The sequence below is a fragment of the Escherichia sp. HH091_1A genome (genome assembly GCF_030295175.1).
GTDB classification, from domain to species: domain Bacteria; phylum Pseudomonadota; class Gammaproteobacteria; order Enterobacterales; family Enterobacteriaceae; genus Escherichia; species Escherichia coli_F.
On record NZ_AP025747.1, the window covers coordinates 1,217,932 to 1,237,390 of the forward strand.

Below are 19,459 nucleotides of genomic sequence, written 5' to 3' on the forward strand. Positions count from 1 at the left end.
AGGGAGTTTAGTCTCCAGGATTTCCGGGGCGGTTCATTTTAAAATTACTGGCGACGAGAATGCGGCAAAAAATGAATTAGAGCCGTGGACACCTGAAGGTGTCGACCCAAATTATTGCTGGTGTGATGTTGATCCAGTTGATGCTGCAAATGAAGCTATGAGTTATCACAACGATTAATGTCAGGAGGCCGCCCGAAAGGGCGGTAATGAAAAGTGACTGAATTAACCAAAGAGCAATTAATCGAAGAAGCCAAATTAAAAATAGAGATTGCGAAATGCCACCCCAATTCAGGGATGGCACGGATAGAGGGCGAGTTATTCAAAATTGCACTGGCATCGCTGGTAGCAGAGCCAGCTGGTAAATTGCATGAATACAAACCAGTGGGATATCAGCGTCTGGTCGACGAGTTAACCATGCTGGTAAAGCAGTTAGCTTGGCAACTGAGGAAAGCGAAACCGGGCTGCAAATTACCGGATAAAGCGATGGACTATCTGGAGCGAAACGGACTTATAAGCGTGGAGGATGTTTTACGATGACCTGGCCTGAGGCGTTCACAACGGCAGGAATTGCACTGGCGGTGGCGCTGGTGGAGTATTCGATTTGCCGCTGGGGATAAAAACGATTTGCGGGAAAAGGATAGTTAAGTAGAATTGCTGCGGGTGCTTGAGGCTGTCTGTCTCAGGCATGAACACCAAAAGGCAGATAGAGAAAAGCCCCAGTTAACATTACGCGTCCGGCAAGACGCTTAACATTAATCTGAGGCCATATCTATGCTCTACACACGTAGGTTAGCCTCTTACGTGCCGAAAGGCAAGGAGAAGCAGGCTATGAAGCAGCAAAAGGCGATGCTAATCGCCCTGATCGTCATCTGTTTAACCGTCATAGTGACGGCACTGGTAACGAGGAAAGACCTCTGCGAGGTACGAATCCGAACCGGCCAGACGGAGGTCGCTGTCTTCACAGCTTACGAACATGAGGAGTAAGAGACCTGGCGGGGGAGAATTCCCTCGCCACCTCTGATGTGTCAGGCTTCCTCAACGCACCCGCACTTAACCCGCTTCGGCGGGTTTTGTTTTTTCTGTGCATTCTGGTTTACAATTCGCACGCCAGCCTGAACAACTGGCACCTGCTGCGCCAGCAGAGACAACCGATGGCGCACGATACCAAATTACACAATTCTGATGATTCTGCCGTCTTTGCCAGCAGGCACGGGCTGCGTTCTCACGCATTCAAATATGACTGGTATCAGCACGATCCCTGCACTGAAGAACAGGCCGAATGGCTGATTCATAACTACCGCAGACGTGGGTATGAGTTTAAGAAAGCCCTCAGTCTCGATTATCGTCACTGGATAATCTACGTCAGGCTCCCTTATTCCGAACGCCCGCCGCGTCCATCCCGCACATTCCAGCAACGGATCTGGAGGTAACGTGCGGGTATTACTTCGACCTGTTCCGGTGCCGGAACTCGGGCTGGTGGTCCTTAAGCCGGGCCGTGAATCTATGCAGGTATTTCATAATCCCCGGGTACTGGTGGAGCCGGAACCGAAAAGCATGCGCGGTCTGCCGTCCGGAGCTGTTCCTGCCGTTCGCCAGGCGCTGGCGGAAGATAAATCATTACTGCCATTTTTCAGCGATGAGCGGGTGATTCGTGCTGCTGGCGGCGCTGGTGCACTGTCTGACTGGCTGTTGCGTCATGTCAAATCCTGCCAGTGGCCTCATGGTGACTATCATCACAGTGAAACCGTCATACATCGTTACGGTACCGGCGCGATGGTGTTGTGCTGGCACTGCGACAACCAGTTGCGTGACCAGACCTCCGAATCACTCGGGCAACTTGCTCATCAAAACCTGTCGGCATGGATGATTGACGTCATACGCCACGCAATGAATGGCACACAAGAGCGGGAATTATCGCTGGCTGAATTGTACTGCTGGGCTGCTGTAAATGATGTAGTGGATGCCATGACCGAAAATATGGCGCGTCGAATCCTGAAGCGTCCGGGTGAAAAAATCCGCTCAATATACCGCGAGAGCGACATCATACCGGGAGAACCGACAGCCACCAGCATACTGAAGCAGCGCACAAAAAATATTGCGCTACCACCTTACGCCCACCAGCAACAGAACCCACCACAGGAAAAGACGGTGGTCAGCATCGCCGTTGATCCGGAGTCTCCTGAATCTTTCATGAAGCGACCTAAACGTCGCCGTTGGGTAAATGAGAAATATACGCGCTGGGTGAAGACACAGCCGTGTGCGTGTTGTGGTCAACCAGCCGACGATCCCCATCACCTGATTGGTCATGGTCAGGGCGGAATGGGAACAAAGGCCCACGATATTTTTACACTACCGCTGTGCCGGGAGCATCACAACGAACTTCATGCGGATCTGCTGGCGTTCGAAGAAAACCATGGTTCCCAGATTGATTTAATTTTTCGTTTTCTTGATCACGCCTTTGCAACCGGCGTGCTTGGGTAAAAGAGGTTACTGATGCGTATAGAGTTTGTTTTGCCTTACCCGCCGACGGTGAACACCTACTGGCGACGTCATGGCAGCACATATTTTGTATCAAAAGCCGGTGAGCGTTATCGCCGTGATGTGGCGCTCATTGTTCGCCAGCAGCGGTTGAAATTAAACCTCTCCGGAAGGCTGGCGATAAAGATTATTGCAGAGCCACCGGATAAGCGCCGTCGTGACCTGGACAATATCCTGAAAGCACTGCTGGATGCGCTGACACATGCGGGGCTGCTTATAGACGACGACCAGTTTGATGAAATCAATATTGTGCATGGTCTGCCTGTTTGCGGTGGGCGACTGGGTGTGAATATATTCGTAATAAGAGGATGTAATGATGTTGCGTGATATTCAGCTGGTTATGGAGCGGTGGGGAGCATGGGCAGCAAATAATCATGAAGATGTAACATGGTCCTCGATAGCTGCTGGTTTTAAAGGATTAATCCCGACTAAAGTGAAATCACGTCCTCAGTGTTCTGATGATGACGCCATGATAATTTGTGGCTGTATGGCACGATTAAACAAGAATAATCAGTATTTGCACGATTTGTTGGTGGATTATTACGTAGGTGGAATGACATTTATGGCTCTTGCACGTAAGCATAGATGTTCTGATGGGCTTATTGGTAAAAGACTTTATAAAGCTGAAGGTATTATTGAAGGAATGCTTATGGCTCTGAATGTCCGGTTAGATATGGATATGCGGTAGGGATATATAGTGACGAGGGTTATGTTTTCTGTGTTTATAATTAATATGTTTATTTTTTGATGGTCATGAATTTTATGGAAGGTAAACAAAATGTTGCCAAGTGAATTGAAAATATTGATAATCAATCATCATCATTAAATAAAAGGAGTGTTTATGTGGATTGTGTTAGCACTGTCACTGTCAACTCTCAGTTGGCATAAGGTAGTGGCTTTTTCATTGTTGACGGTGTCTGTTGTCCTGGCTGTGCTTAATGATATTATTGATTGGCCGGTGTTGTTTTTTGTTGCTACAATCGTTTTTTTTATTATTTTGAAGTTCAACTGGAAATATAACGCCTGGGCTAAATCCATATATGAAGCTGGCATAGTTTTATCAGCCATAGCATTATCTTTCCATTTATGGCCAGGGTTTCACAATCCTGTAGTGCTAAAGTCTGTCACTGTCGGACCTCAAAGCACTCCCTATACAATGTATTTTAATTTTGATAAAGCGCTGGTGCCATTTTTGTTAGTCCTGTGTACAGCTTCTTTGTTTAAAAAAGAAGTGAAATCAGAAGTGTCTTTGTGGAAATGGGGGGCTATGTTGCTCTCTGTTCCTCTTATACTGTTTTTGGCTGTTTTTTTTGGTGGGTTAAAGCCAGAGATTCATTTTCCAGAGTGGTTGCCAGAGTTTATATTGGCTAATTTGTTTTTTGTGTCTCTGGCAGAGGAGTCATTATTTAGAGGGTATATTCAATCACGGCTATCAGAAGTGACGTCTCCATTGGTTGCGTTAATTGTGGCGTCTTTGTTGTTTGGTTTTTATCACTATTCAGGTGGTGCTTTACTTGTATTATTTGCCACGTTATCTGGTGTTGTGTATGGATTGTCATGGATGTGGAGTGGGCGCTTGTGGGTGGCAACCCTTTTCCATTTTGGTCTGAATCTGTGTCACTTGTTATTCTTTACCTATCCATTCTTAAAACATAATTGATTTTTTTCTATGGCTTTAAATTTATAACACAGAAAAATAGCAGTATGTGACATTTGCATGAAAAATATGCACGGCAAAGCATTTACGTACGTAAAAAATCATGTATGCTTTTAAGAGTGGTTATTTCACCGCATAGCCTGAACCCGCCTCTGAGCGGGTTTTTTGTGCCCGCAAAGTAGCGCAGTGCGTTAAATGTGCTGGTAGTTATTAATACTGGTCTTTCTGCTTGCTGGCTTTTTAGACAAGAGTTATTGGTATGTCACGTTAACCAGAAAAGGGAAAAAGACATGCTAAAACAGCAGGATATGACCGAAACCGCCAGAGTGGTGTTTAATGAATTAAGCGTCACCGAACCGGCGACCGTCGGGGAGATTGCGCAGAATACTTACCTTTCACGCGAGCGCTGCCAGTTAATACTGACTCAGCTTGTTATGGCGGGTCTGGCAGATTATCAGTTCGGTTGTTACAGACGCCTTCCGCAGTGAAGGCTTTTTAATTTGTGGTAATGGGCGGCTGGTGGGTGTTAGCGGCACCTGCCAGCCATCTGCTCATGCGTTGGGGTCACAAGCAAACCTCAGGCCCATCTGCTTTGCGCAAAAGCGGTATGAGCCTATCAGAGAAGTGCTTATTGATCTATGGCTAATACTGTAAAAATATCCAGCTTCGAGTTAATCAACGCTGATTTCCTAGAATTTATCCAGACCTTACCGGAAAACTCTGTCGATCTGATAGTCACAGACCCGCCATACTTTAAAGTGAAGCCCGAGGGCTGGGATAACCAGTGGAAGGGCGACGATGATTACCTGAAATGGCTGGATCAGTGTCTGGCGCAGTTCTGGTGGGTATTAAAACCCGCCGGAAGTCTTTACCTGTTCTGTGGTCATCGCCTGGCATCTGATATCGAAATCATGATGCGTGAGCGCTTTAATGTGCTGAACCACATTATCTGGGCGAAGCCGTCCGGGCGCTGGAACGGGTGCAACAAGGAAAGCCTGCGGGCGTATTTCCCGGCAACAGAGCGCATTCTGTTTGCGTCCGGGAGATTTGGTTGCCGACTTTTTCATGGGGTCAGGCTCCATAATAAAAGCAGCGCTGGCACTTGGGGGCATGGCGTTAAGCGTTGAACTTGAGTCTGAACGTTTTTAGCATACTGCGGGTGAAATAGTTACGTTGGCAGATAATTAAATCACTGCACAATAAGCTAATGAATTGATGTTAACTTCCCGTATTATTGGGCTACTTCGAGAGAAAGGTGCATTACATTTCAGATGTATTTCATCTCACATCCGAGGAAGCAATGTCGACTTAGCTCAGCAGGCAGAGCAACTGACTTGTAATCAGTAGGTCACCAGTTCGATTCCGGTAGTCGGCACCATATGCGGGTATCGTATAATGGCTATTACCTCAGCCTTCCAAGCTGATGATGCGGGTTCGATTCCCGCTACCCGCTCCAACATTTGATAGAGGCGTATTGCAGCACTGGCGTATTTTTATTACGTGAGGACAGATTGTTTTTTTTAGGAACTCTCAGTTTTCGGGCTATGTTTTGAGGCCAGGTTAGCCTCAGTGCTGATTTTTTACAATACCGGAATGGTGCATTATTGGTTGGGCTACGTAGTGAGCCCTATGGCAGGTACCGGTAATGCACCATTCCGATGTTGTAAACATCACTTAGAGTAAGTTATAGAACAATTTGCTACTAAGTAAAACCTGAAACCTGGGAATACATCTTTACCGCCACACCTGGCGGTTTTTTTTTATTCTGTTTTTTCATGGCTCGCTACGGCGGCCTTTTTCATGTATACCCTGGCGGTTATTATGATGGCTTGTTTATTTGTTCATAAGAGGATTGATACAGTGGTCACTTATGCTGATATCAGGGCAAAACGGGCCGAAATACTGAAAGCTAAGCAGGAATACATTCAGCGGTTGCGGGATACAGCCACAAGGCTGGTCAATGCCTATGAGTCTTCACTGGCGTTGCCGGAACTGCAATGGCGAGACATTGAGGGTGAGTTACATCCTTACGTCTATATTTGCCTCAATGGCTTCAGTGTCCGACCGGAGGATTTGCAGGTAGACCTTAGGGACGGAGTTGCGTTTAATTTATACACGGTTGTTGATGACAATCCCCGCCAGTCTGCAAGTGTGGAAGTTGGTGTAAAGATTGTGCTGCTTGATGGCGATAACCTGACGATTTCAGTTAATGGTTATGGGGACAGAACATTTTCGCACGTAGATACCGATGCAAAAATTAACGAGGTATGCGAGTTCATCAAAGACAGTATTTTAATGTCGATGAATGATGTGAATTTGGCAAAGCATCTCTGCCGAAGATAGAAGGCAGGAGTCGTAAAAAGGAATCGTTCGAAAATCTCAGAATCACCAGGCTGCGCATTTGCGTGGCCTTTTTTGTATCCGCGCCACGCCCGGCGCATATCAAAAACCACAGAGCCTTTCAGGGGTGAGCTTACGGGATGGTCAGTGTGACTTTCTCTGTGGGCTGGTCACCCCCCCCCGGGCGCAGGCTCACCCCCTAAAAGGAAAAGTCACGATGTTTGGTATTTTCAAAAAGAAAACTCGCAAGGCCATTACCGAAGTGAAGAAGATGGAGAACCGCGACGCAGTGGAGGCGACCGTCTGGGGTGCGTATTCCATTGCATACGCTGACGACACCTGTGACGCGAAAGAAATCGCGGTACTGGAGAAAACCATTGCAGCACTTCCTGCCTTTGCGCCGTTCTCCGGTGAGATTGCACAAATGAGTGCAAATATCCGCGCCCGTTATGAAGCGTCGCCGCGCTCTGCCAATGCTGAAGCCCTTCGTCAGCTGGCTGATGTTGCAGGTACTGATGACGCAGTTAATGTGCTGTGCCTGTGTCTGGATATCGCAGACCAGGATGGCATTGGTCCGGATGAAGAAGCACAGCTCAAGAAAATTGCTCAGGCGCTGCAGTTACCGCTGGAGCAGTATCTGTGAAAAGTGCGCGCCTTGTACTGGCTGCCATCCTGCTGTTTCTGGTAGTGGTGGTGGATTTCACCGGACGGCTGATGTCGGTGCTGGCAGATGGTGTGCTGGTGGCGATGGCGCTGGTCGTGCTCCGGCCTTTACTGCGCAAATCTGAATGACACCACACAAAAGGCATCTGCGGGTGCCTTTGACGGGGTGTTTTTTACGGGCCGCTGGTGGCCCTTTTTTATTTACAGGAGAAAAAAGTATGTCTGAACCCTTATCCGGTTCCGGCACGGCGGCGGCGCTCGGTGGGGCGACGGTATTCGGGCTGTTCACCGGAACGGATTTCGGGATTGTGTTTGGTGCGTTCGCGGGTGCGTTGTTTGTGGCCACGATACCACAGACGATTTCTGTCTGGCGGGTGGCGGCGCATTTTCTGGTGTCGTTCATTGTTGGCGTGCTGGGGGCGGATGTGATGGCGTCTTATCTGGTCGAAAAACTGGGGCTTCACAGTAAATCTGTCGACGCGCTGTGTGCGGTGCTGGTGTCTGTGGTGTCGGTGAAGATTCTGTCGTTCATCCACCAGCAGGATATCGCATCACTGGTGTCCGGCCTGTTTTCCCGCCTGCGAGGCGGAGGAGGCGGTAATGTTAAGTAACCTTCCCGGATTGCTGAATGTGGTTTTATGCACGGTTATCGTGCTGACGCTCTTTTTTTATCGTCGCCGTGATTCCAGACATAAACCGCTGGTGTCATGGCTGGCCTGGCTGCTGATGCTGCTGTATGCCTTTGCGCCACTCAGCTATCTGTGTGGTCGCCCGCTAGCAACGGGCTGGCTGGAAGTGTTTTTTAATCTGCTGTTCTGCGTGCTGGTGATGCGTGCACGTGGGAACGTCACAAAAATCCTTTCATTCCGGAGGTGAGCATGTCGGGTAAATTCAGATTCAGTCGTCGCAGTGAAAAAAATCTGGAAGGCGTAAAACCACAGCTGGTTGCTGTCGTTCGTCGTGCCCTTGAACTGACGGAGGTTGATTTCGGCATTACGGAAGGCCTGCGCACGAAAGAACGCCAGAAACAGATGGTTGCAGAAGGCAAGAGCCAGACCATGAACAGCCGCCACCTGACAGGTGATGCGGTGGATGTTGTTGCTTACATTGGCAGCCAGGTGTCATGGAACTGGCCTCTGTACGAGAAAATCGCGCAGGCATTTAAGCAGGCCGCCGCAGAGATGGGTACTGCCATCGAATGGGGCGGGGACTGGAAAACACTGAAAGACGGACCTCACTTTCAGTTGAAACGCTGATAACCAGGTGGGGTATGAGCAGAAAACACTGGACACACAGAATGCCACGAACGGCGGCGAAATGGGCACTGGTAGCGATACTGGTGCCTTTTTTATTGGTGGGATGCGTCAGCCTGGATAAGGCGCGCCAGCTTTTCGATACAGCTTCTCAGGTCTGCGAAATTGTCGACGGTGTTCGGCAGTGTCTGCAGAACTGATCGCCTGTAAGAGCAGAATATTTTGCTGAAAAATGAAGGATGCGCCAGCGTCCGGAAAGCATGAAATTCTGTGTTTGTGGCTACTCAATAAAATAAATTCTTTCTGTCGCCGCGAATACTCAAATGTTGATCAGTGCCCGGTGCGGCGACGGGCTTCAATATCAGGAGACGATGATGGAAAAAACAGAAAACAAACCGATTGTAATTGGTGCTGATGCTGCTCCGTTTAAGTTTGAGTTGTCTCAACTGGTGGAGATGCGCATCAGTGATGAATGGGGTGAGGTTAAAGCCCGCGCGCAGTATGCGGATGGCGAAAACCAGTACTTAATCCACTACAAAGCAGCTGATGGTCGCGCCACGACAGAGTGGTTTGGTGAGTCAATGCTGGAAGCAACAGAAGATGATCGCCATCCGGGCTGTCCGGTATTTGCCGGTATGAAATTACCGGAAGGCGCAGTTGTTACTGAGTAACAGGCATTACAGCAGCCCTTCAGTGAGGGGCTGCGATAATGCCGGTATTAAGGAGATTCCAATGCCATCACGAATACCCCGCGCCTGTCGTAAGCGTGGATGTGCAGGCACAACAACAGACAGTTCGGGTTACTGCGATAAGCATCGCGGTGAAGGCTGGGTGCAGCACCAGCGCGGACTGAGCCGCCACCAGCGTGGCTATGGCTCAAAATGGACGGTGATTCGTGCCCGTATTCTGAAGCGCGATAAAGGTCTGTGTCAGTTGTGTCTGCGTGTCGGTGTGGTGAGCGAGGCGAAAACTGTCGACCACATCATCCCGAAAGCGCATGGCGGAACAGACGCAGACAGCAACCTGCAGAGTCTGTGCTGGCCCTGCCACAAGGAGAAAACAGCGCGCGAACGAATCAGGTGATAATTATTCTCACTTGTGGGGAGGGGCGGGTCAAATCCCTGCAGTCCTGGCTGTCCGGGACCGCCCGCCAACCCTTCTTCGCATCGCCGCAGGTTCGAAAACTTTTTTTTGGGAATGCGATCAAACGATTGATAGGTAAAACCGATTATGTCAGGACCCCCGAAAACCCCGCCACGCCTGCATTTGATACGAGGCAACCCCTCAAAGCGTCCCGTTAAAGACTCCAAAAAAACCGCTAAAAAGGACGAAAAAGGTCTCCCTAAAATTCCGCAGCATTTAGGGGCGCAGGGGAAGTACTGGTTCAGGCGAATGGCGGAAGAGCTGAATGCGGAAGGGATCATTTCTCAGCTTGATGCGCGTGCACTCGAGTTACTGGTGGAAGCCTACACCGAATACCGGCATCACTGCGAAACACTCGATGTTGAGGGTTATACCTACCGCACGGAAACGCAGAATGGCGATGTGATGATCAAGGCACATCCGGCTGCGGCGATGAAGGCAGATGCCTGGAAGCGGATCCGGGCGATGCTTGCAGAGTTTGGTATGTCACCGGCAAGCCGGGCGAAAGTAAATATCGCCGGACCGGATGATGTTGATCCGTTGGCAGAGCTTTTAAAAGCGAGAGACTGATGGCAAAAGTGGCTGACGGGATCCGCTACGCCGAACGTGTTGTTGCAGGAGAAATTGTCGCTGGCGAATTTGTCCGTCTGGCCTGCCAGCGTTTTCTTGATGATCTGAAGTACGGCGAAGAGCGGGGGATTTATTTCAGTGAACCCCGTGCGCAGCACATCCTGAATTTCTACAAATTTGTGCCCCATGTGAAAGGGGCGCTGGCAGGCCAGCCCATTGAGTTGATGGACTGGCATGTATTTATCCTCATTAATATTTTTGGTTTTGTCATTCCGCTGGTCAATGAAGAGACCGGGGAAGTTGTCATGCGCAGCGATGGCAGCGGACGCCCGGTGATGGTGCGCCGGTTCCGGACGGCATACAACGAAGTCGCCCGTAAAAACGCAAAATCTACGCTGTCATCGGGTATCGGGCTGTATATGACCGGGGCTGATGGTGAAGGCGGGGCTGAGGTGTATTCAGCCGCAACCACGCGTGACCAGGCCAGAATCGTGTTTGAAGACGCCAAAAATATGGTCAGAAAAGCCCGGTCTACACTCGGGCGATTGTTTGATTTCAACAAGCTGGCGATTTACCAGGAGCAGAGCGCATCAAAATTTGAACCGCTTTCCTCGGATGCAAACAACCTGGACGGTCTGAACATCCACTGCGCCATTATTGATGAGCTGCATGCACATAAAACCCGCGACGTGTGGGACGTTCTGGAAACGGCAACCGGTGCCCGTCTGCAGTCCCTGTTATTTGGTATCACCACGGCAGGCTTTAACAAGGAAGGGATTTGTTACGAGCAACGCGATTACGCCATCAAGGTATTGCGAGGCTATAACAGCGACGTGGAGGGCGCAGTAAAAGACGATTCCTACTTTGCGATTATTTACACGCTCGATGAGGGAGATGATCCGTTTGATGAAACGGTCTGGCAGAAAGCGAATCCGGGCCTGGGCATCTGTAAACGCTGGGATGATCTGCGTCGTCTGGCGACAAAAGCAAAGGAACAGATCTCGGCGCGGGTGAATTTTTTCACAAAACACATGAATGTGTGGGTCACTGCCGAGTCTGCCTGGATGGACATGATTAAGTGGGAGAAGTGTGAATACATCGCTCCACAGCATGAGCTGAAAACGTATCCCATGTGGGTCGGCGTCGACCTTGCTCATAAGATTGATATCTGTGCGGCGGCAAAACTCTGGCGAACCGATAACGGACATGTTCATGCTGATTTTAAATTCTGGCTTCCGGAAGGGCGACTGGATCGGTGTTCACGGCAGCAGGCAGAACTTTACCGGAAGTGGGCGGAAATGGGGAAGCTGATTCTGACGGATGGTGATGTTATCGATCATGCTCAGATAAAAAGTGACTTACTGGAATGGATTGGCGGTGAAAACCTGAGGGAGCTGGGATTTGACCCGTGGAGCGCAATGCAGTTCAGTCTGGCGCTGGCTGAAGAAGGGATACCGCTGGTGGAGGTTCCGCAGACGGTCCGCAATCTGTCAGAGGCCATGAAGGAAACGGAATCACTGGTCTATGCCGGACGTTTCCACCACAGCAATCACCCGGTCATGAACTGGATGATGTCTAACGTTACGGTGAAACCGGATAAAAACGACAATATCTTCCCGAATAAATCCACGCCGGAAGCCAAAATCGACGGTCCTGTTGCGATGTTTACAGCAATGAGCAGGATGCTGGTCAATGGCGGTGAACCGGAGCCGGATCTGTCTGAGCATCTGGTCAGCGTTGGTATCCGCTCGCTTTAACCGAGGTCATTATGTTTCTGATAATTCTCACACCACTGGTTGGCGTGCTGGGGGCGCTTTTGCTGTCGTATGGCACATGGCTGATTTATCCCCCGGCAGGTTTTGTTGTTGCAGGGGCGCTGTGCCTGTTCTGGTCGTGGCTGGTTGCTCGTTATCTCGATCGCGGTCAGCGGGTCGCCTCCGGAGGTGAGTAATGTTTTTCCAGGGGCTTTTTCAACGCAAAAATAACACTCCCGTTACAACACCCGGGATGCTTGCGGAAGAGCTGGGATTGTCATACGACACCTATACCGGAAAGCGGATCAGCAGTCAGCGGGCCATGCGGCTGACGGCGGTGTATTCCTGCGTCAGAGTGCTGGCGGAGTCTGTTGGTATGCTGCCCTGCAGCCTCTACAAAATCACCGGTACCCTTAAAACACGGGCGGTGGATGAACGACTGCATAAGCTGGTTTCGGCAAAACCCAATGGCTACATGACGCCGCAGGAATTCTGGGAACTGGTCATTGTCTGCCTGTGTCTGCGGGGTAATTTTTATGCCTACAAGGTAAAGGCGCTGGGGGAAGTGGTGGAGCTTCTTCCGATAGATCCGGGCTGTGTGGAACCGAAGCTGAACAGCCAGTGGCAGCCGGTTTATCAGGTGACGTTTCCGGATGGTTCCGTGGACGTGCTGACTCAGAATGAAATCTGGCATGTACGTACTCTGACGCTGGACGGACTTGTCGGGCTGAATCCCATTGCGTATGCGCGTGAGGCCATTTCACTGGCAGCGGCAACCGAGGAGCACGGTGCCAGGTTGTTTGGTAACGGTGCGGTGACATCCGGTGTGTTGCGTACGGATCAACAACTTTCTGATCAGGCTTATGCGCGTATCAAAAAGGATTTTGAGGAACGGCATGTCGGGCTGGGAAACTCTCATCGTCCGATGATTCTGGAAATGGGGCTGGACTGGAAAACGGTGGCACTGAATGCCGAAGATAGCCAGTTTCTGGAAACCCGCAAGTTTCAGCTGGAAGAAATCTGTCGCCTGTTCCGCGTGCCGCTGCATATGGTGCAGAACACCGATCGCGCCACCTTCAACAATATTGAAGAACTGGGGCTTGGCTTCATTAACTATTCCCTTGTGCCGTATCTGACCCGTATTGAACAGCGGATCAATACAGGGCTGGTCAGGGAGAGCAAACAGGGGAAGTTTTACGCCAAATTTAATGCCGGAGCATTGTTGCGTGGCGACATGAAATCCCGCTTTGAAGCGTATGCCACGGGGATCAACTGGGGGATTTATTCCCCTAATGACTGCCGTGATCTGGAGGATATGAATCCCCGACCGGGTGGTGATGTGTATCTGACACCGATGAACATGACCACCAGTCCCTCTGCTGGCGATGACAACGGTAAGAAAAAGGAGAGTGGAGATGCAGACAAAACAGCGTCTTGATATACCGCTGAACCTGAAATCCGTCAGTGATTCCGGGGAATTTGAAGGTTACGGTTCTGTTTTTGGTGTTAAGGACAGCCACGATGATGTGGTGGTCCCCGGAGCCTTTACCACAACACTCCAGAAATGGAGCGAAAAAAAGGCGCTGCCTGCGTTGCTCTGGCAGCACCGCATGGATGAGCCCATCGGTGTGTACACCGAAATGAAAGAAGATGATGTCGGGCTTTATGTCAGGGGACGATTACTCATTGATGATGATCCCCTGGCAAAACGTGCACATGCCCATATGAAGGCCGGTTCTTTAACCGGCCTTTCTGTTGGCTACATCCTGAAAGACTGGGAGTACGACCGGGAAAAAGGGGTATTCCTGCTGAAAGAGATCGACCTGTGGGAGGTCAGTCTGGTGACGTTTCCTTCCAATGATGAAGCACGCATCAGTGATGTGAAAAATGCGCTGGCGCGTGGGGAGATCCCTGATCAGAAAATTATTGAGCGGGTCCTGCGCGATGTTGGACTCTCGCGAACCCAGGCCAAAGCATTCATGGTCGGGGGATATGGCGCTTTATCCCTGCGTGATGCTGAGGATGTGGATGCCGCACTGAATGCACTGAAAAATCTTAAATTTTAACCAGGAGAAAAATAATGGCTGATGTTAAAGATGTGGAACAGGTCGCGCAGGAGTTGCAGCGGAAGTTTGACGATTTTAAGGAAAAAAACGACAAACGTATCGATGCGATCGAGCAGGAAAAGGGAAAACTTGCTGGTGAAGTGGAAACCCTCAACGGAAAACTGGCTGAACTGGAAAATCTGAAAAGCGATCTTGAAGCTGAACTGGCTGAAGTCAAGCGTCCGGCAGGCGGCACGCAAAATAAAGTTGCCGGGGAACATAAAGAAGCGTTTATCGGATTTATGCGTAAGGGGCGTGAAGATGGCCTGCGTGAGCTTGAGCGTAAGGCGATGCAGGTGGGCAATGATGAAGATGGTGGTTATGCCATTCCGGAAGAACTGGACCGCACCATTCTGACGTTGCTGAAAGATGAGGTGGTGATGCGCCAGGAAGCCACTGTGATCACCCTCGGTGGCTCGGATTATAAAAAACTGGTGAATCTGGGCGGCACAACGTCCGGATGGGTGGGGGAAACGGATGCTCGTCCGGAAACCGCCACATCAAAACTGGGTCTGATTGAACCCTTTATGGGGGAAATCTACGGCAACCCGCAGGCCACCCAGAAAATGCTCGATGACGCTTTCTTCAATGTGGAAGACTGGATCAACAGTGAGCTGGCGCTGGAATTTGCCGAACAGGAAGAAATTGCCTTTACCAGTGGCGACGGCAGCAAAAAACCAAAAGGTTTTCTGGCTTACGAGTCCACCGATGAAGATGACAAGACCCGTGCGTTTGGCAAACTTCAGCACATTGCTTCCGGTGCGGCTTCCGGCGTGACTGCCGATGCGATCATTAAACTGATTTACACCCTGCGCAAGGCGCACCGCAGCGGCGCGAAGTTCATGATGAACAACAGCAGCCTGTTTGCCATTCGTCTGCTGAAGGATAACGACGGAAATTATCTGTGGCGTCCGGGTATTGAGCTGGGTCAGCCTTCTTCTCTGGCAGGGTATGGCATCGTTGAGAATGAGCAGATGCCGGATATTGCCGCCGATGCAAAAGCCATTGCGTTTGGTAACTTCAAACGCGGCTATACCATCGTTGACCGCATCGGTACCCGTATCCTGCGCGATCCGTACACCAACAAACCGTTTGTGGGTTTTTATACCACCAAGCGAACCGGCGGTATGCTGGTGGATTCTCAGGCGATTAAGCTGATGAAAATTGGGGCTGCAACCCGCCAGAAAGCCGCTGCGTAATGCGGTTTTTTTGTGCCCGCGTAATGGCGGGCACAGGAGGAAAATATGCTCCTGAAAGAAGAGGAAATTAAATCTCACCTCCGGCTCGATGATGGTTTGTACAGTGACGGCGATTTTCTGAAATTGCTGGCACAGGCGGTACAGAAAAGAACAGAGACATACCTGAACAGGAAGTTGTATGCACCGGAAGAGACGATTCCGGAAGACGATCCTGACGGGATGCATCTGACTGATGATGTTCGTCTGGCAATGCTGATGCTGGTCAGTCATTTTTATGAAAATCGCTCAACGATCACCGATGTGGAGAAACTGGAAACGCCAATGAGTTTCAGATGGCTTGCTGGCCCTTACAGGATTGTCCCGCTATGAAAATCAGGCAAAGTCAGACCAGTGCCACTTACCTTTTACCGGATCCCGGAGAGCTGAATCGCCGGATAAAGATCCGCCTTCGTGTGGATGAACCCACCGCTGATTTTGGTACGGAGCCAACGTATCCGGAGTCGTTTGATGTCTGGGCAAAGGTGGCTCAGCCAGGCGCTGCCGCTTATCAGGGCTCAGTGCAGACAGAAAATATCGTTACGCATTATTTTACGATCCGTTTCCGGCATGACATCACGGCAGATCACGAAGTGGTTTATTACGGTCAGGAGTACCGGATCCGGCGAATACGCGACCTGAACGGTCAGCGGCGTTTTTTATTACTGGAATGTGAAGAACTGCGTACAGCGCGACGACGGGGTGAATGCCATGAATCAGACAGCATTTTTACACGTCGACTTTAAACAACCAAAGGAGCTGGAGTTTAATCGCGCCCGTCTGCGTCGGGCGTTTGTGCAAATCGGGCGCGTTTACATGCGTGACGCCAGACGTCTGGTGATTAAACGCGGGCGTTCTGGCCCGGGAGAGAACCCGGGGTATCAGACCGGGCGTCTGGCCCGCTCCATCGGTTATTACGTTCCCAAAAAAACGACGCGTCGCCCCGGACTGATGGTGAAAATTTCCCCTAACCAGAAAAACGGGCAGGGGAATCGCCGTTTTCCTGAAGGCGCTCCTTATTATCCGGCGTTTCTGTATTACGGTGTTCGCTATTCGGCGTATGGAATGGATAAAAAGGATAAGCGACAGAAGAAGCACCATTCTTCGACTTTCCGGCTGGCCCCGCGTAATAACTTTATGGCTGACGTTATTGAGCGGCGGCGTCACTGGACGCAGGAACTGTTGTCCCGTGAGCTGCAGCGTTCGTTACGTCCGGTAAAAAGGAAGCATAAATGAAACTGACAACGATAATTGCGGCGCTGCGTGAGCGATGCCCGCGTTTTGAGGATCGTGTTTGTGGCGCGGCGCAGTTTAAGGCGATCCCTGATGCCGGAAAACTGCGACTGCCTGCTGCCTATGTGGTTCCCTCTGACGATGCGCCGGGGGAACAAAAATCACAGACCGATTACTGGCAGGATTTGACAGAAGGCTTCTCCGTTATTGTTGTGCTCAGCAATGAGCGTGATGAAAAAGGGCAGTGGGCAGCCTATGACGCTGTTCATGATGTCCGGAGAGAACTCTGGAAAGCCCTGCTTGGATGGATGTCGGATCCGCAGGGGGGCGAGATTGTTTATGCCGGTGGCACCCTGCTGGATCTGAACCGTTACGAACTGTATTACCAGTTTGATTTTACGGCGAAGTATGAAATCACGGAAGAAGACACGCGACAGGCAGAGGACGTGAATGCCCTGCCGGATTTATCCCTGCTGAGTATTGATGTGGATTACATCGATCCTAGTACTGGCCCGGATGGTGACATTGAGCACCATCTGGAAATGCGTTTCCCTCAGAAATAAGAGTCCCTCATGTTTGTGAAACCCCTGAAAGGGCGGTCAGTTCCTGACCCTGCCCGTGGAGACCTTTTGCCTTCTGACGGGCGAAATGTGGAAGAAAGCAGCTACTGGCTTCGCCGTATAGCGGCGGGTGATGTGGTACGTGTTAAACAGGATAAGGCTAAAGAATCATGACAATAAGTTTTAGTGCTGTTCCGTCGGATACGCTGGTGCCGTTGTTTTACGCCGAGATGGACAATTCTGCGGCAAATACAGCAGTGACCAGCGCGCCTGCATTATTGATCGGGCATGCCAGCAATGATGCCGCCATTGAGGTTAACAGCCTGGTGCTGATGCCGTCGGCAGATTATGCCCGTCAGATTTGTGGGGCCGGGAGCCAGCTGGCGCGTATGGTTGACGTCTACCGTCAGACAGATCCTTTCGGTGAACTGTATGTTATTGCAGTACCGGAAGCCAAAGGGGCGGCGGCGACGGTCAGGGTGACAGTTACCGGAGAAGCAGAGGAAAGCGGCACCCTGAGTCTGTATGTCGGGCGCTCCCGTGTACAGGTGCCTGTGGTGAATGGCGATGATGCCACTGCGGTTGCCACCGCGATTAAGGAAGCGGTAAACGGGGTTATCACCCTGCCGTTTGCGGCGTCATCTGATGCAGGTGTGGTGACACTGACTGCCCGCCATAAGGGGCTGTATGGTAACGAGTTGCCTGTCTGCCTGAATTATTATGGTTCTGGTGGTGGTGAGATTCTGCCCGCGGGGCTTCAGGTCGTGACGGAAGCCGGAACTGCGGGTAGCGGCGCGCCTGATCTTACCGCCGCTGTTGCTGCTATGGGCGATGAGGCATTCGACTTTATCGGTCTGCCGTTCAACGATGCCGCCTCCATCAATATGATGATGACCGAAATGAATGACAGCAGCGGTCGCTGGAGTTATGCGCGCCAGTTATACGGGCATGTCTATACCGCAAAACTGGGAACGCTGTCAGAGCTGGTTGATGCCGGAGATATGCATAATCAGCAACATATCACGCTTGCTGGTTACGAAAAAGAAACCCAGTCGCCTGTCGATGAACTGGTTGCCAGTCGCCTTGCCCGTGAAGCGGTATTTATCCGCAATGATCCGGCCCGTCCGACACAGATGGGGGAACTGGTGGGGATGCTTCCGGCACCGAAAGGTAAGCGATTCATCATGACAGAGCAGCAGACCCTTTTATCTCACGGCGTGGCGACGGCTTATGTGGAAGGCGGCACGTTGCGGATCCAGCGTTCCGTAACCACCTACAAAAAGAATGCATATGGCGTGGCAGACAACAGCTATCTGGACAGTGAAACACTGCATACCAGCGCATACGTTCTTCGCAAACTGAAATCGGTCATTACAAGCAAGTACGGACGCCACAAGCTGGCAAATGATGGTACCCGTTTTGGTCCGGGGCAGGCGATTGTTACTCCTGCCGTTATCAAAGGGGAGCTTCTGGCGACATATCGTCAGATGGAGCGTGCCGGTATTGTGGAAAATTACGATCTGTTTAAACAGTATCTGATAGTTGAGCGTGATGCGGATAACCCGAACCGACTGAACACGCTGTTCCCGCCGGATTATGTTAACCAGTTACGTGTCTTTGCGGTGGTTAACCAGTTCCGTCTCCAGTATTCAGAGGAGTCAGCATAATGGCAAAGATCGCCGGAACCTGTTTTTTTAAAGTGGATGGTCAGCAGTTATCGCTGACAGGTGGCATTGAAGTGCCGATGAACACCAATGTCCGGGATGATGTTGTCGGCATGGCAGGGGATGTGGATTACAAGGAGACCTGGCGGTCACCTTACGTTAAGGGCACGTTTAAAGTGCCCAAAAACTTTCCGGTCGACAAAATTACCACCTCAGACCAGATGACGATTACCGCTGAGCTGGCAAACGGCATGGTGTATGTGCTTTCGGCGGCATGGCTGCACGGAGAGGCTAACCATAATGCCGAAGAAGGCACGGCAGATCTTGAATTCCACGGCGAAGAGGGAGGGTATCAGTAATGGCAATGAACGTTACAGAAATTGTTTTAAAAAAACCGGTGACAGCGCATAACGAAATGCTGCATGTGCTGGAGTTGCGCGAGCCCACGTATGACGAAATCGAGGCGCTGGGTTTTCCTTTCATTATTTCCGGTGAAGGCAGTATTAAACTGGACAGCCAGGTGGCACTGAAATATATCCCGTTGCTGGCGGGGATCCCGCGTTCATCGGCGGCGCAGATGGCAAAACTGGATATTTTTAAGACCAGCATGCAGATCCTGCGTTTTTTTACCCAGTCGGAGACGGGAAGCACCTCCGGAAACGACTCTACAATGTTGCCTGGTTCTGGAAACTGAATCCACTGGAGCTGCGACGGGTGGCTATTTCGCAGTTTACAGAACTGGAA

33 protein-coding genes, 2 tRNA genes and 1 pseudogene are annotated in these 19,459 nt (G+C 50.7%); all 36 read left to right on the plus strand.

Translation table 11 applies throughout. The annotated features are described in order from the left end of the window. The first annotated feature begins 19 nt into the window (after positions 1-19). Positions 20-178: a hypothetical protein gene (locus QUF14_RS05810; protein WP_286333532.1), complete on the plus strand. Its 159-nt coding sequence runs from the start codon at positions 20-22 to the stop codon at positions 176-178. 35 nt (positions 179-213) lie between these two features. Then, positions 214-537: a hypothetical protein gene (locus QUF14_RS05815; protein ID WP_286333470.1), complete on the plus strand. Its 324-nt coding sequence runs from the start codon at positions 214-216 to the stop codon at positions 535-537. Positions 538-828: 291 nt separating this feature from the next. Beyond that, the gene (gene hokD, locus QUF14_RS05820; RefSeq protein WP_198958042.1) at positions 829-984 is read left to right on the plus strand and encodes a type I toxin-antitoxin system toxin HokD; all 156 of its coding nucleotides are present in this window, start codon (positions 829-831) and stop codon (positions 982-984) included. A 167-nt stretch (positions 985-1,151) separates the two neighbouring features. Next, the gene (locus tag QUF14_RS05825; protein ID WP_001360563.1) at positions 1,152-1,430 is read left to right on the plus strand and encodes a hypothetical protein; all 279 of its coding nucleotides are present in this window, start codon (positions 1,152-1,154) and stop codon (positions 1,428-1,430) included. A 1-nt stretch (position 1,431) separates the two neighbouring features. Beyond that, positions 1,432-2,481, plus strand: coding sequence for a DUF968 domain-containing protein (locus tag QUF14_RS05830; protein ID WP_001360564.1), 1,050 nt, complete (start codon positions 1,432-1,434; stop codon positions 2,479-2,481). Positions 2,482-2,493: 12 nt separating this feature from the next. Continuing rightward, positions 2,494-2,865 (plus strand): RusA family crossover junction endodeoxyribonuclease, encoded by a 372-nt coding sequence (locus QUF14_RS05835; protein WP_075843160.1) that lies wholly within the window; start codon positions 2,494-2,496, stop codon positions 2,863-2,865. Beyond that, a complete protein-coding gene (locus tag QUF14_RS05840) occupies positions 2,858-3,226 on the plus strand; it encodes an antiterminator Q family protein (RefSeq protein WP_024212281.1) in 369 nt (122 codons plus the stop codon). The genes QUF14_RS05835 and QUF14_RS05840 overlap by 8 nt, the downstream gene beginning before the upstream one ends. 153 nt (positions 3,227-3,379) lie before the next feature. Then, positions 3,380-4,198 carry a CPBP family intramembrane glutamic endopeptidase gene (locus QUF14_RS05845; protein WP_075843159.1) on the plus strand — a complete coding sequence of 273 codons (819 nt, stop codon included), beginning with the start codon at positions 3,380-3,382 and terminating at the stop codon, positions 4,196-4,198. 287 nt (positions 4,199-4,485) lie between these two features. After that, a complete protein-coding gene (locus QUF14_RS05850; RefSeq protein WP_000917767.1) occupies positions 4,486-4,683 on the plus strand; it encodes a hypothetical protein in 198 nt (65 codons plus the stop codon). A gap of 150 nt (positions 4,684-4,833) precedes the next feature. Next, positions 4,834-5,232 (plus strand): annotated as a pseudogene (locus tag QUF14_RS05855) (DNA-methyltransferase); the annotation flags it as partial. Between the two features lie 28 nt (positions 5,233-5,260). After that, on the plus strand, positions 5,261-5,344 hold the full coding sequence (locus QUF14_RS05860) for a hypothetical protein (RefSeq protein ID WP_249822567.1): 84 nt from the start codon (positions 5,261-5,263) through the stop codon (positions 5,342-5,344). A 153-nt stretch (positions 5,345-5,497) separates the two neighbouring features. After that, positions 5,498-5,573 (plus strand) — tRNA-Thr (locus QUF14_RS05865). 3 nt (positions 5,574-5,576) lie between these two features. Continuing rightward, positions 5,577-5,651: transfer RNA gene (locus tag QUF14_RS05870), tRNA-Gly, on the plus strand. A 344-nt stretch (positions 5,652-5,995) separates the two neighbouring features. Further along, a complete protein-coding gene (locus QUF14_RS05875) occupies positions 5,996-6,538 on the plus strand; it encodes a hypothetical protein (RefSeq protein ID WP_038813804.1) in 543 nt (180 codons plus the stop codon). 214 nt (positions 6,539-6,752) lie between these two features. Further along, positions 6,753-7,178, plus strand: a complete 426-nt coding sequence (locus QUF14_RS05880) for a tellurite resistance TerB family protein (RefSeq protein ID WP_000466935.1) — start codon at positions 6,753-6,755, stop codon at positions 7,176-7,178. After that, positions 7,175-7,327, plus strand: a complete 153-nt coding sequence (locus QUF14_RS05885) for a DUF3927 family protein (RefSeq protein ID WP_000833649.1) — start codon at positions 7,175-7,177, stop codon at positions 7,325-7,327. Before QUF14_RS05880 ends, QUF14_RS05885 begins: the two co-directional genes overlap by 4 nt. Before the next feature lie 89 nt (positions 7,328-7,416). After that, complete coding sequence (locus tag QUF14_RS05890) at positions 7,417-7,809, plus strand: putative holin (protein WP_075843157.1); 393 nt, start codon at positions 7,417-7,419, stop codon at positions 7,807-7,809. Continuing rightward, positions 7,799-8,074 (plus strand): phage holin family protein, encoded by a 276-nt coding sequence (locus tag QUF14_RS05895; RefSeq protein WP_075843156.1) that lies wholly within the window; start codon positions 7,799-7,801, stop codon positions 8,072-8,074. Before QUF14_RS05890 ends, QUF14_RS05895 begins: the two co-directional genes overlap by 11 nt. A gap of 2 nt (positions 8,075-8,076) precedes the next feature. After that, positions 8,077-8,454 carry a M15 family metallopeptidase gene (locus tag QUF14_RS05900; RefSeq protein ID WP_075843155.1) on the plus strand — a complete coding sequence of 126 codons (378 nt, stop codon included), beginning with the start codon at positions 8,077-8,079 and terminating at the stop codon, positions 8,452-8,454. A gap of 14 nt (positions 8,455-8,468) precedes the next feature. After that, a complete protein-coding gene (locus QUF14_RS05905) occupies positions 8,469-8,651 on the plus strand; it encodes a hypothetical protein (RefSeq protein WP_137566531.1) in 183 nt (60 codons plus the stop codon). Between the two features lie 174 nt (positions 8,652-8,825). Next, positions 8,826-9,122, plus strand: coding sequence for a hypothetical protein (locus QUF14_RS05910; RefSeq protein ID WP_001585563.1), 297 nt, complete (start codon positions 8,826-8,828; stop codon positions 9,120-9,122). A gap of 61 nt (positions 9,123-9,183) precedes the next feature. Continuing rightward, positions 9,184-9,534 carry an HNH endonuclease gene (locus QUF14_RS05915; protein WP_075843154.1) on the plus strand — a complete coding sequence of 117 codons (351 nt, stop codon included), beginning with the start codon at positions 9,184-9,186 and terminating at the stop codon, positions 9,532-9,534. Between the two features lie 147 nt (positions 9,535-9,681). Beyond that, on the plus strand, positions 9,682-10,164 hold the full coding sequence (locus QUF14_RS05920; protein ID WP_001406049.1) for a phage terminase small subunit P27 family: 483 nt from the start codon (positions 9,682-9,684) through the stop codon (positions 10,162-10,164). Beyond that, positions 10,164-11,921, plus strand: a complete 1,758-nt coding sequence (locus QUF14_RS05925; RefSeq protein ID WP_100733970.1) for a terminase large subunit — start codon at positions 10,164-10,166, stop codon at positions 11,919-11,921. Before QUF14_RS05920 ends, QUF14_RS05925 begins: the two co-directional genes overlap by 1 nt. Positions 11,922-11,932: 11 nt before the next feature. Next, on the plus strand, positions 11,933-12,115 hold the full coding sequence (locus QUF14_RS05930) for a hypothetical protein (protein WP_075843152.1): 183 nt from the start codon (positions 11,933-11,935) through the stop codon (positions 12,113-12,115). After that, a complete protein-coding gene (locus tag QUF14_RS05935; RefSeq protein WP_075843151.1) occupies positions 12,115-13,356 on the plus strand; it encodes a phage portal protein in 1,242 nt (413 codons plus the stop codon). Before QUF14_RS05930 ends, QUF14_RS05935 begins: the two co-directional genes overlap by 1 nt. After that, the gene (locus QUF14_RS05940; protein WP_075843150.1) at positions 13,334-13,984 is read left to right on the plus strand and encodes an HK97 family phage prohead protease; all 651 of its coding nucleotides are present in this window, start codon (positions 13,334-13,336) and stop codon (positions 13,982-13,984) included. Before QUF14_RS05935 ends, QUF14_RS05940 begins: the two co-directional genes overlap by 23 nt. 11 nt (positions 13,985-13,995) lie before the next feature. Next, entirely contained in the window at positions 13,996-15,222 is a 1,227-nt protein-coding gene (locus QUF14_RS05945; RefSeq protein ID WP_089540288.1) for a phage major capsid protein, read from the plus strand. A gap of 45 nt (positions 15,223-15,267) precedes the next feature. Next, positions 15,268-15,591, plus strand: a complete 324-nt coding sequence (locus QUF14_RS05950; RefSeq protein ID WP_000924706.1) for a head-tail connector protein — start codon at positions 15,268-15,270, stop codon at positions 15,589-15,591. Next, positions 15,588-16,004, plus strand: coding sequence for a phage head closure protein (locus tag QUF14_RS05955; protein ID WP_000702444.1), 417 nt, complete (start codon positions 15,588-15,590; stop codon positions 16,002-16,004). The genes QUF14_RS05950 and QUF14_RS05955 overlap by 4 nt, the downstream gene beginning before the upstream one ends. Beyond that, entirely contained in the window at positions 15,970-16,494 is a 525-nt protein-coding gene (locus tag QUF14_RS05960; RefSeq protein WP_047085174.1) for a hypothetical protein, read from the plus strand. The genes QUF14_RS05955 and QUF14_RS05960 overlap by 35 nt, the downstream gene beginning before the upstream one ends. Then, entirely contained in the window at positions 16,491-17,054 is a 564-nt protein-coding gene (locus QUF14_RS05965; protein WP_100733971.1) for a phage tail terminator protein, read from the plus strand. Before QUF14_RS05960 ends, QUF14_RS05965 begins: the two co-directional genes overlap by 4 nt. Before the next feature lie 9 nt (positions 17,055-17,063). Continuing rightward, a complete protein-coding gene (locus QUF14_RS05970) occupies positions 17,064-17,225 on the plus strand; it encodes a DUF2635 domain-containing protein (RefSeq protein ID WP_047085173.1) in 162 nt (53 codons plus the stop codon). Beyond that, entirely contained in the window at positions 17,222-18,718 is a 1,497-nt protein-coding gene (locus tag QUF14_RS05975) for a phage tail sheath subtilisin-like domain-containing protein (protein ID WP_100733972.1), read from the plus strand. The genes QUF14_RS05970 and QUF14_RS05975 overlap by 4 nt, the downstream gene beginning before the upstream one ends. Next, positions 18,718-19,074 carry a phage tail tube protein gene (locus QUF14_RS05980; protein WP_001062340.1) on the plus strand — a complete coding sequence of 119 codons (357 nt, stop codon included), beginning with the start codon at positions 18,718-18,720 and terminating at the stop codon, positions 19,072-19,074. Before QUF14_RS05975 ends, QUF14_RS05980 begins: the two co-directional genes overlap by 1 nt. After that, positions 19,074-19,409, plus strand: coding sequence for a phage tail assembly protein (locus tag QUF14_RS05985; protein WP_001251341.1), 336 nt, complete (start codon positions 19,074-19,076; stop codon positions 19,407-19,409). Before QUF14_RS05980 ends, QUF14_RS05985 begins: the two co-directional genes overlap by 1 nt. Positions 19,410-19,459 lie beyond the last annotated feature (50 nt).

What these genes read in the sequence shown, in the direction of transcription:
- hokD (WP_198958042.1), top strand. Translation starts at nt 829, where the DNA reads ATGAAGCAGCAAAAGGCGATGCTAATCGCCCTGATCGTCATCTGTTTA.
- QUF14_RS05825 (WP_001360563.1), top strand. Translation starts at nt 1,152, where the DNA reads ATGGCGCACGATACCAAATTACACAATTCTGATGATTCTGCCGTCTTT.
- QUF14_RS05835 (WP_075843160.1), top strand. Translation starts at nt 2,494, where the DNA reads ATGCGTATAGAGTTTGTTTTGCCTTACCCGCCGACGGTGAACACCTAC.
- QUF14_RS05845 (WP_075843159.1), top strand. Translation starts at nt 3,380, where the DNA reads ATGTGGATTGTGTTAGCACTGTCACTGTCAACTCTCAGTTGGCATAAG.
- QUF14_RS05850 (WP_000917767.1), top strand. Translation starts at nt 4,486, where the DNA reads ATGCTAAAACAGCAGGATATGACCGAAACCGCCAGAGTGGTGTTTAAT.
- QUF14_RS05860 (WP_249822567.1), top strand. Translation starts at nt 5,261, where the DNA reads ATGGGGTCAGGCTCCATAATAAAAGCAGCGCTGGCACTTGGGGGCATG.
- QUF14_RS05875 (WP_038813804.1), top strand. Translation starts at nt 5,996, where the DNA reads ATGTATACCCTGGCGGTTATTATGATGGCTTGTTTATTTGTTCATAAG.
- QUF14_RS05880 (WP_000466935.1), top strand. Translation starts at nt 6,753, where the DNA reads ATGTTTGGTATTTTCAAAAAGAAAACTCGCAAGGCCATTACCGAAGTG.
- QUF14_RS05890 (WP_075843157.1), top strand. Translation starts at nt 7,417, where the DNA reads ATGTCTGAACCCTTATCCGGTTCCGGCACGGCGGCGGCGCTCGGTGGG.
- QUF14_RS05895 (WP_075843156.1), top strand. Translation starts at nt 7,799, where the DNA reads ATGTTAAGTAACCTTCCCGGATTGCTGAATGTGGTTTTATGCACGGTT.
- QUF14_RS05900 (WP_075843155.1), top strand. Translation starts at nt 8,077, where the DNA reads ATGTCGGGTAAATTCAGATTCAGTCGTCGCAGTGAAAAAAATCTGGAA.
- QUF14_RS05905 (WP_137566531.1), top strand. Translation starts at nt 8,469, where the DNA reads ATGAGCAGAAAACACTGGACACACAGAATGCCACGAACGGCGGCGAAA.
- QUF14_RS05910 (WP_001585563.1), top strand. Translation starts at nt 8,826, where the DNA reads ATGGAAAAAACAGAAAACAAACCGATTGTAATTGGTGCTGATGCTGCT.
- QUF14_RS05915 (WP_075843154.1), top strand. Translation starts at nt 9,184, where the DNA reads ATGCCATCACGAATACCCCGCGCCTGTCGTAAGCGTGGATGTGCAGGC.
- QUF14_RS05920 (WP_001406049.1), top strand. Translation starts at nt 9,682, where the DNA reads ATGTCAGGACCCCCGAAAACCCCGCCACGCCTGCATTTGATACGAGGC.
- QUF14_RS05925 (WP_100733970.1), top strand. Translation starts at nt 10,164, where the DNA reads ATGGCAAAAGTGGCTGACGGGATCCGCTACGCCGAACGTGTTGTTGCA.
- QUF14_RS05930 (WP_075843152.1), top strand. Translation starts at nt 11,933, where the DNA reads ATGTTTCTGATAATTCTCACACCACTGGTTGGCGTGCTGGGGGCGCTT.
- QUF14_RS05935 (WP_075843151.1), top strand. Translation starts at nt 12,115, where the DNA reads ATGTTTTTCCAGGGGCTTTTTCAACGCAAAAATAACACTCCCGTTACA.
- QUF14_RS05940 (WP_075843150.1), top strand. Translation starts at nt 13,334, where the DNA reads ATGCAGACAAAACAGCGTCTTGATATACCGCTGAACCTGAAATCCGTC.
- QUF14_RS05950 (WP_000924706.1), top strand. Translation starts at nt 15,268, where the DNA reads ATGCTCCTGAAAGAAGAGGAAATTAAATCTCACCTCCGGCTCGATGAT.
- QUF14_RS05955 (WP_000702444.1), top strand. Translation starts at nt 15,588, where the DNA reads ATGAAAATCAGGCAAAGTCAGACCAGTGCCACTTACCTTTTACCGGAT.
- QUF14_RS05960 (WP_047085174.1), top strand. Translation starts at nt 15,970, where the DNA reads ATGAATCAGACAGCATTTTTACACGTCGACTTTAAACAACCAAAGGAG.
- QUF14_RS05965 (WP_100733971.1), top strand. Translation starts at nt 16,491, where the DNA reads ATGAAACTGACAACGATAATTGCGGCGCTGCGTGAGCGATGCCCGCGT.
- QUF14_RS05970 (WP_047085173.1), top strand. Translation starts at nt 17,064, where the DNA reads ATGTTTGTGAAACCCCTGAAAGGGCGGTCAGTTCCTGACCCTGCCCGT.
- QUF14_RS05975 (WP_100733972.1), top strand. Translation starts at nt 17,222, where the DNA reads ATGACAATAAGTTTTAGTGCTGTTCCGTCGGATACGCTGGTGCCGTTG.
- QUF14_RS05980 (WP_001062340.1), top strand. Translation starts at nt 18,718, where the DNA reads ATGGCAAAGATCGCCGGAACCTGTTTTTTTAAAGTGGATGGTCAGCAG.
- QUF14_RS05985 (WP_001251341.1), top strand. Translation starts at nt 19,074, where the DNA reads ATGGCAATGAACGTTACAGAAATTGTTTTAAAAAAACCGGTGACAGCG.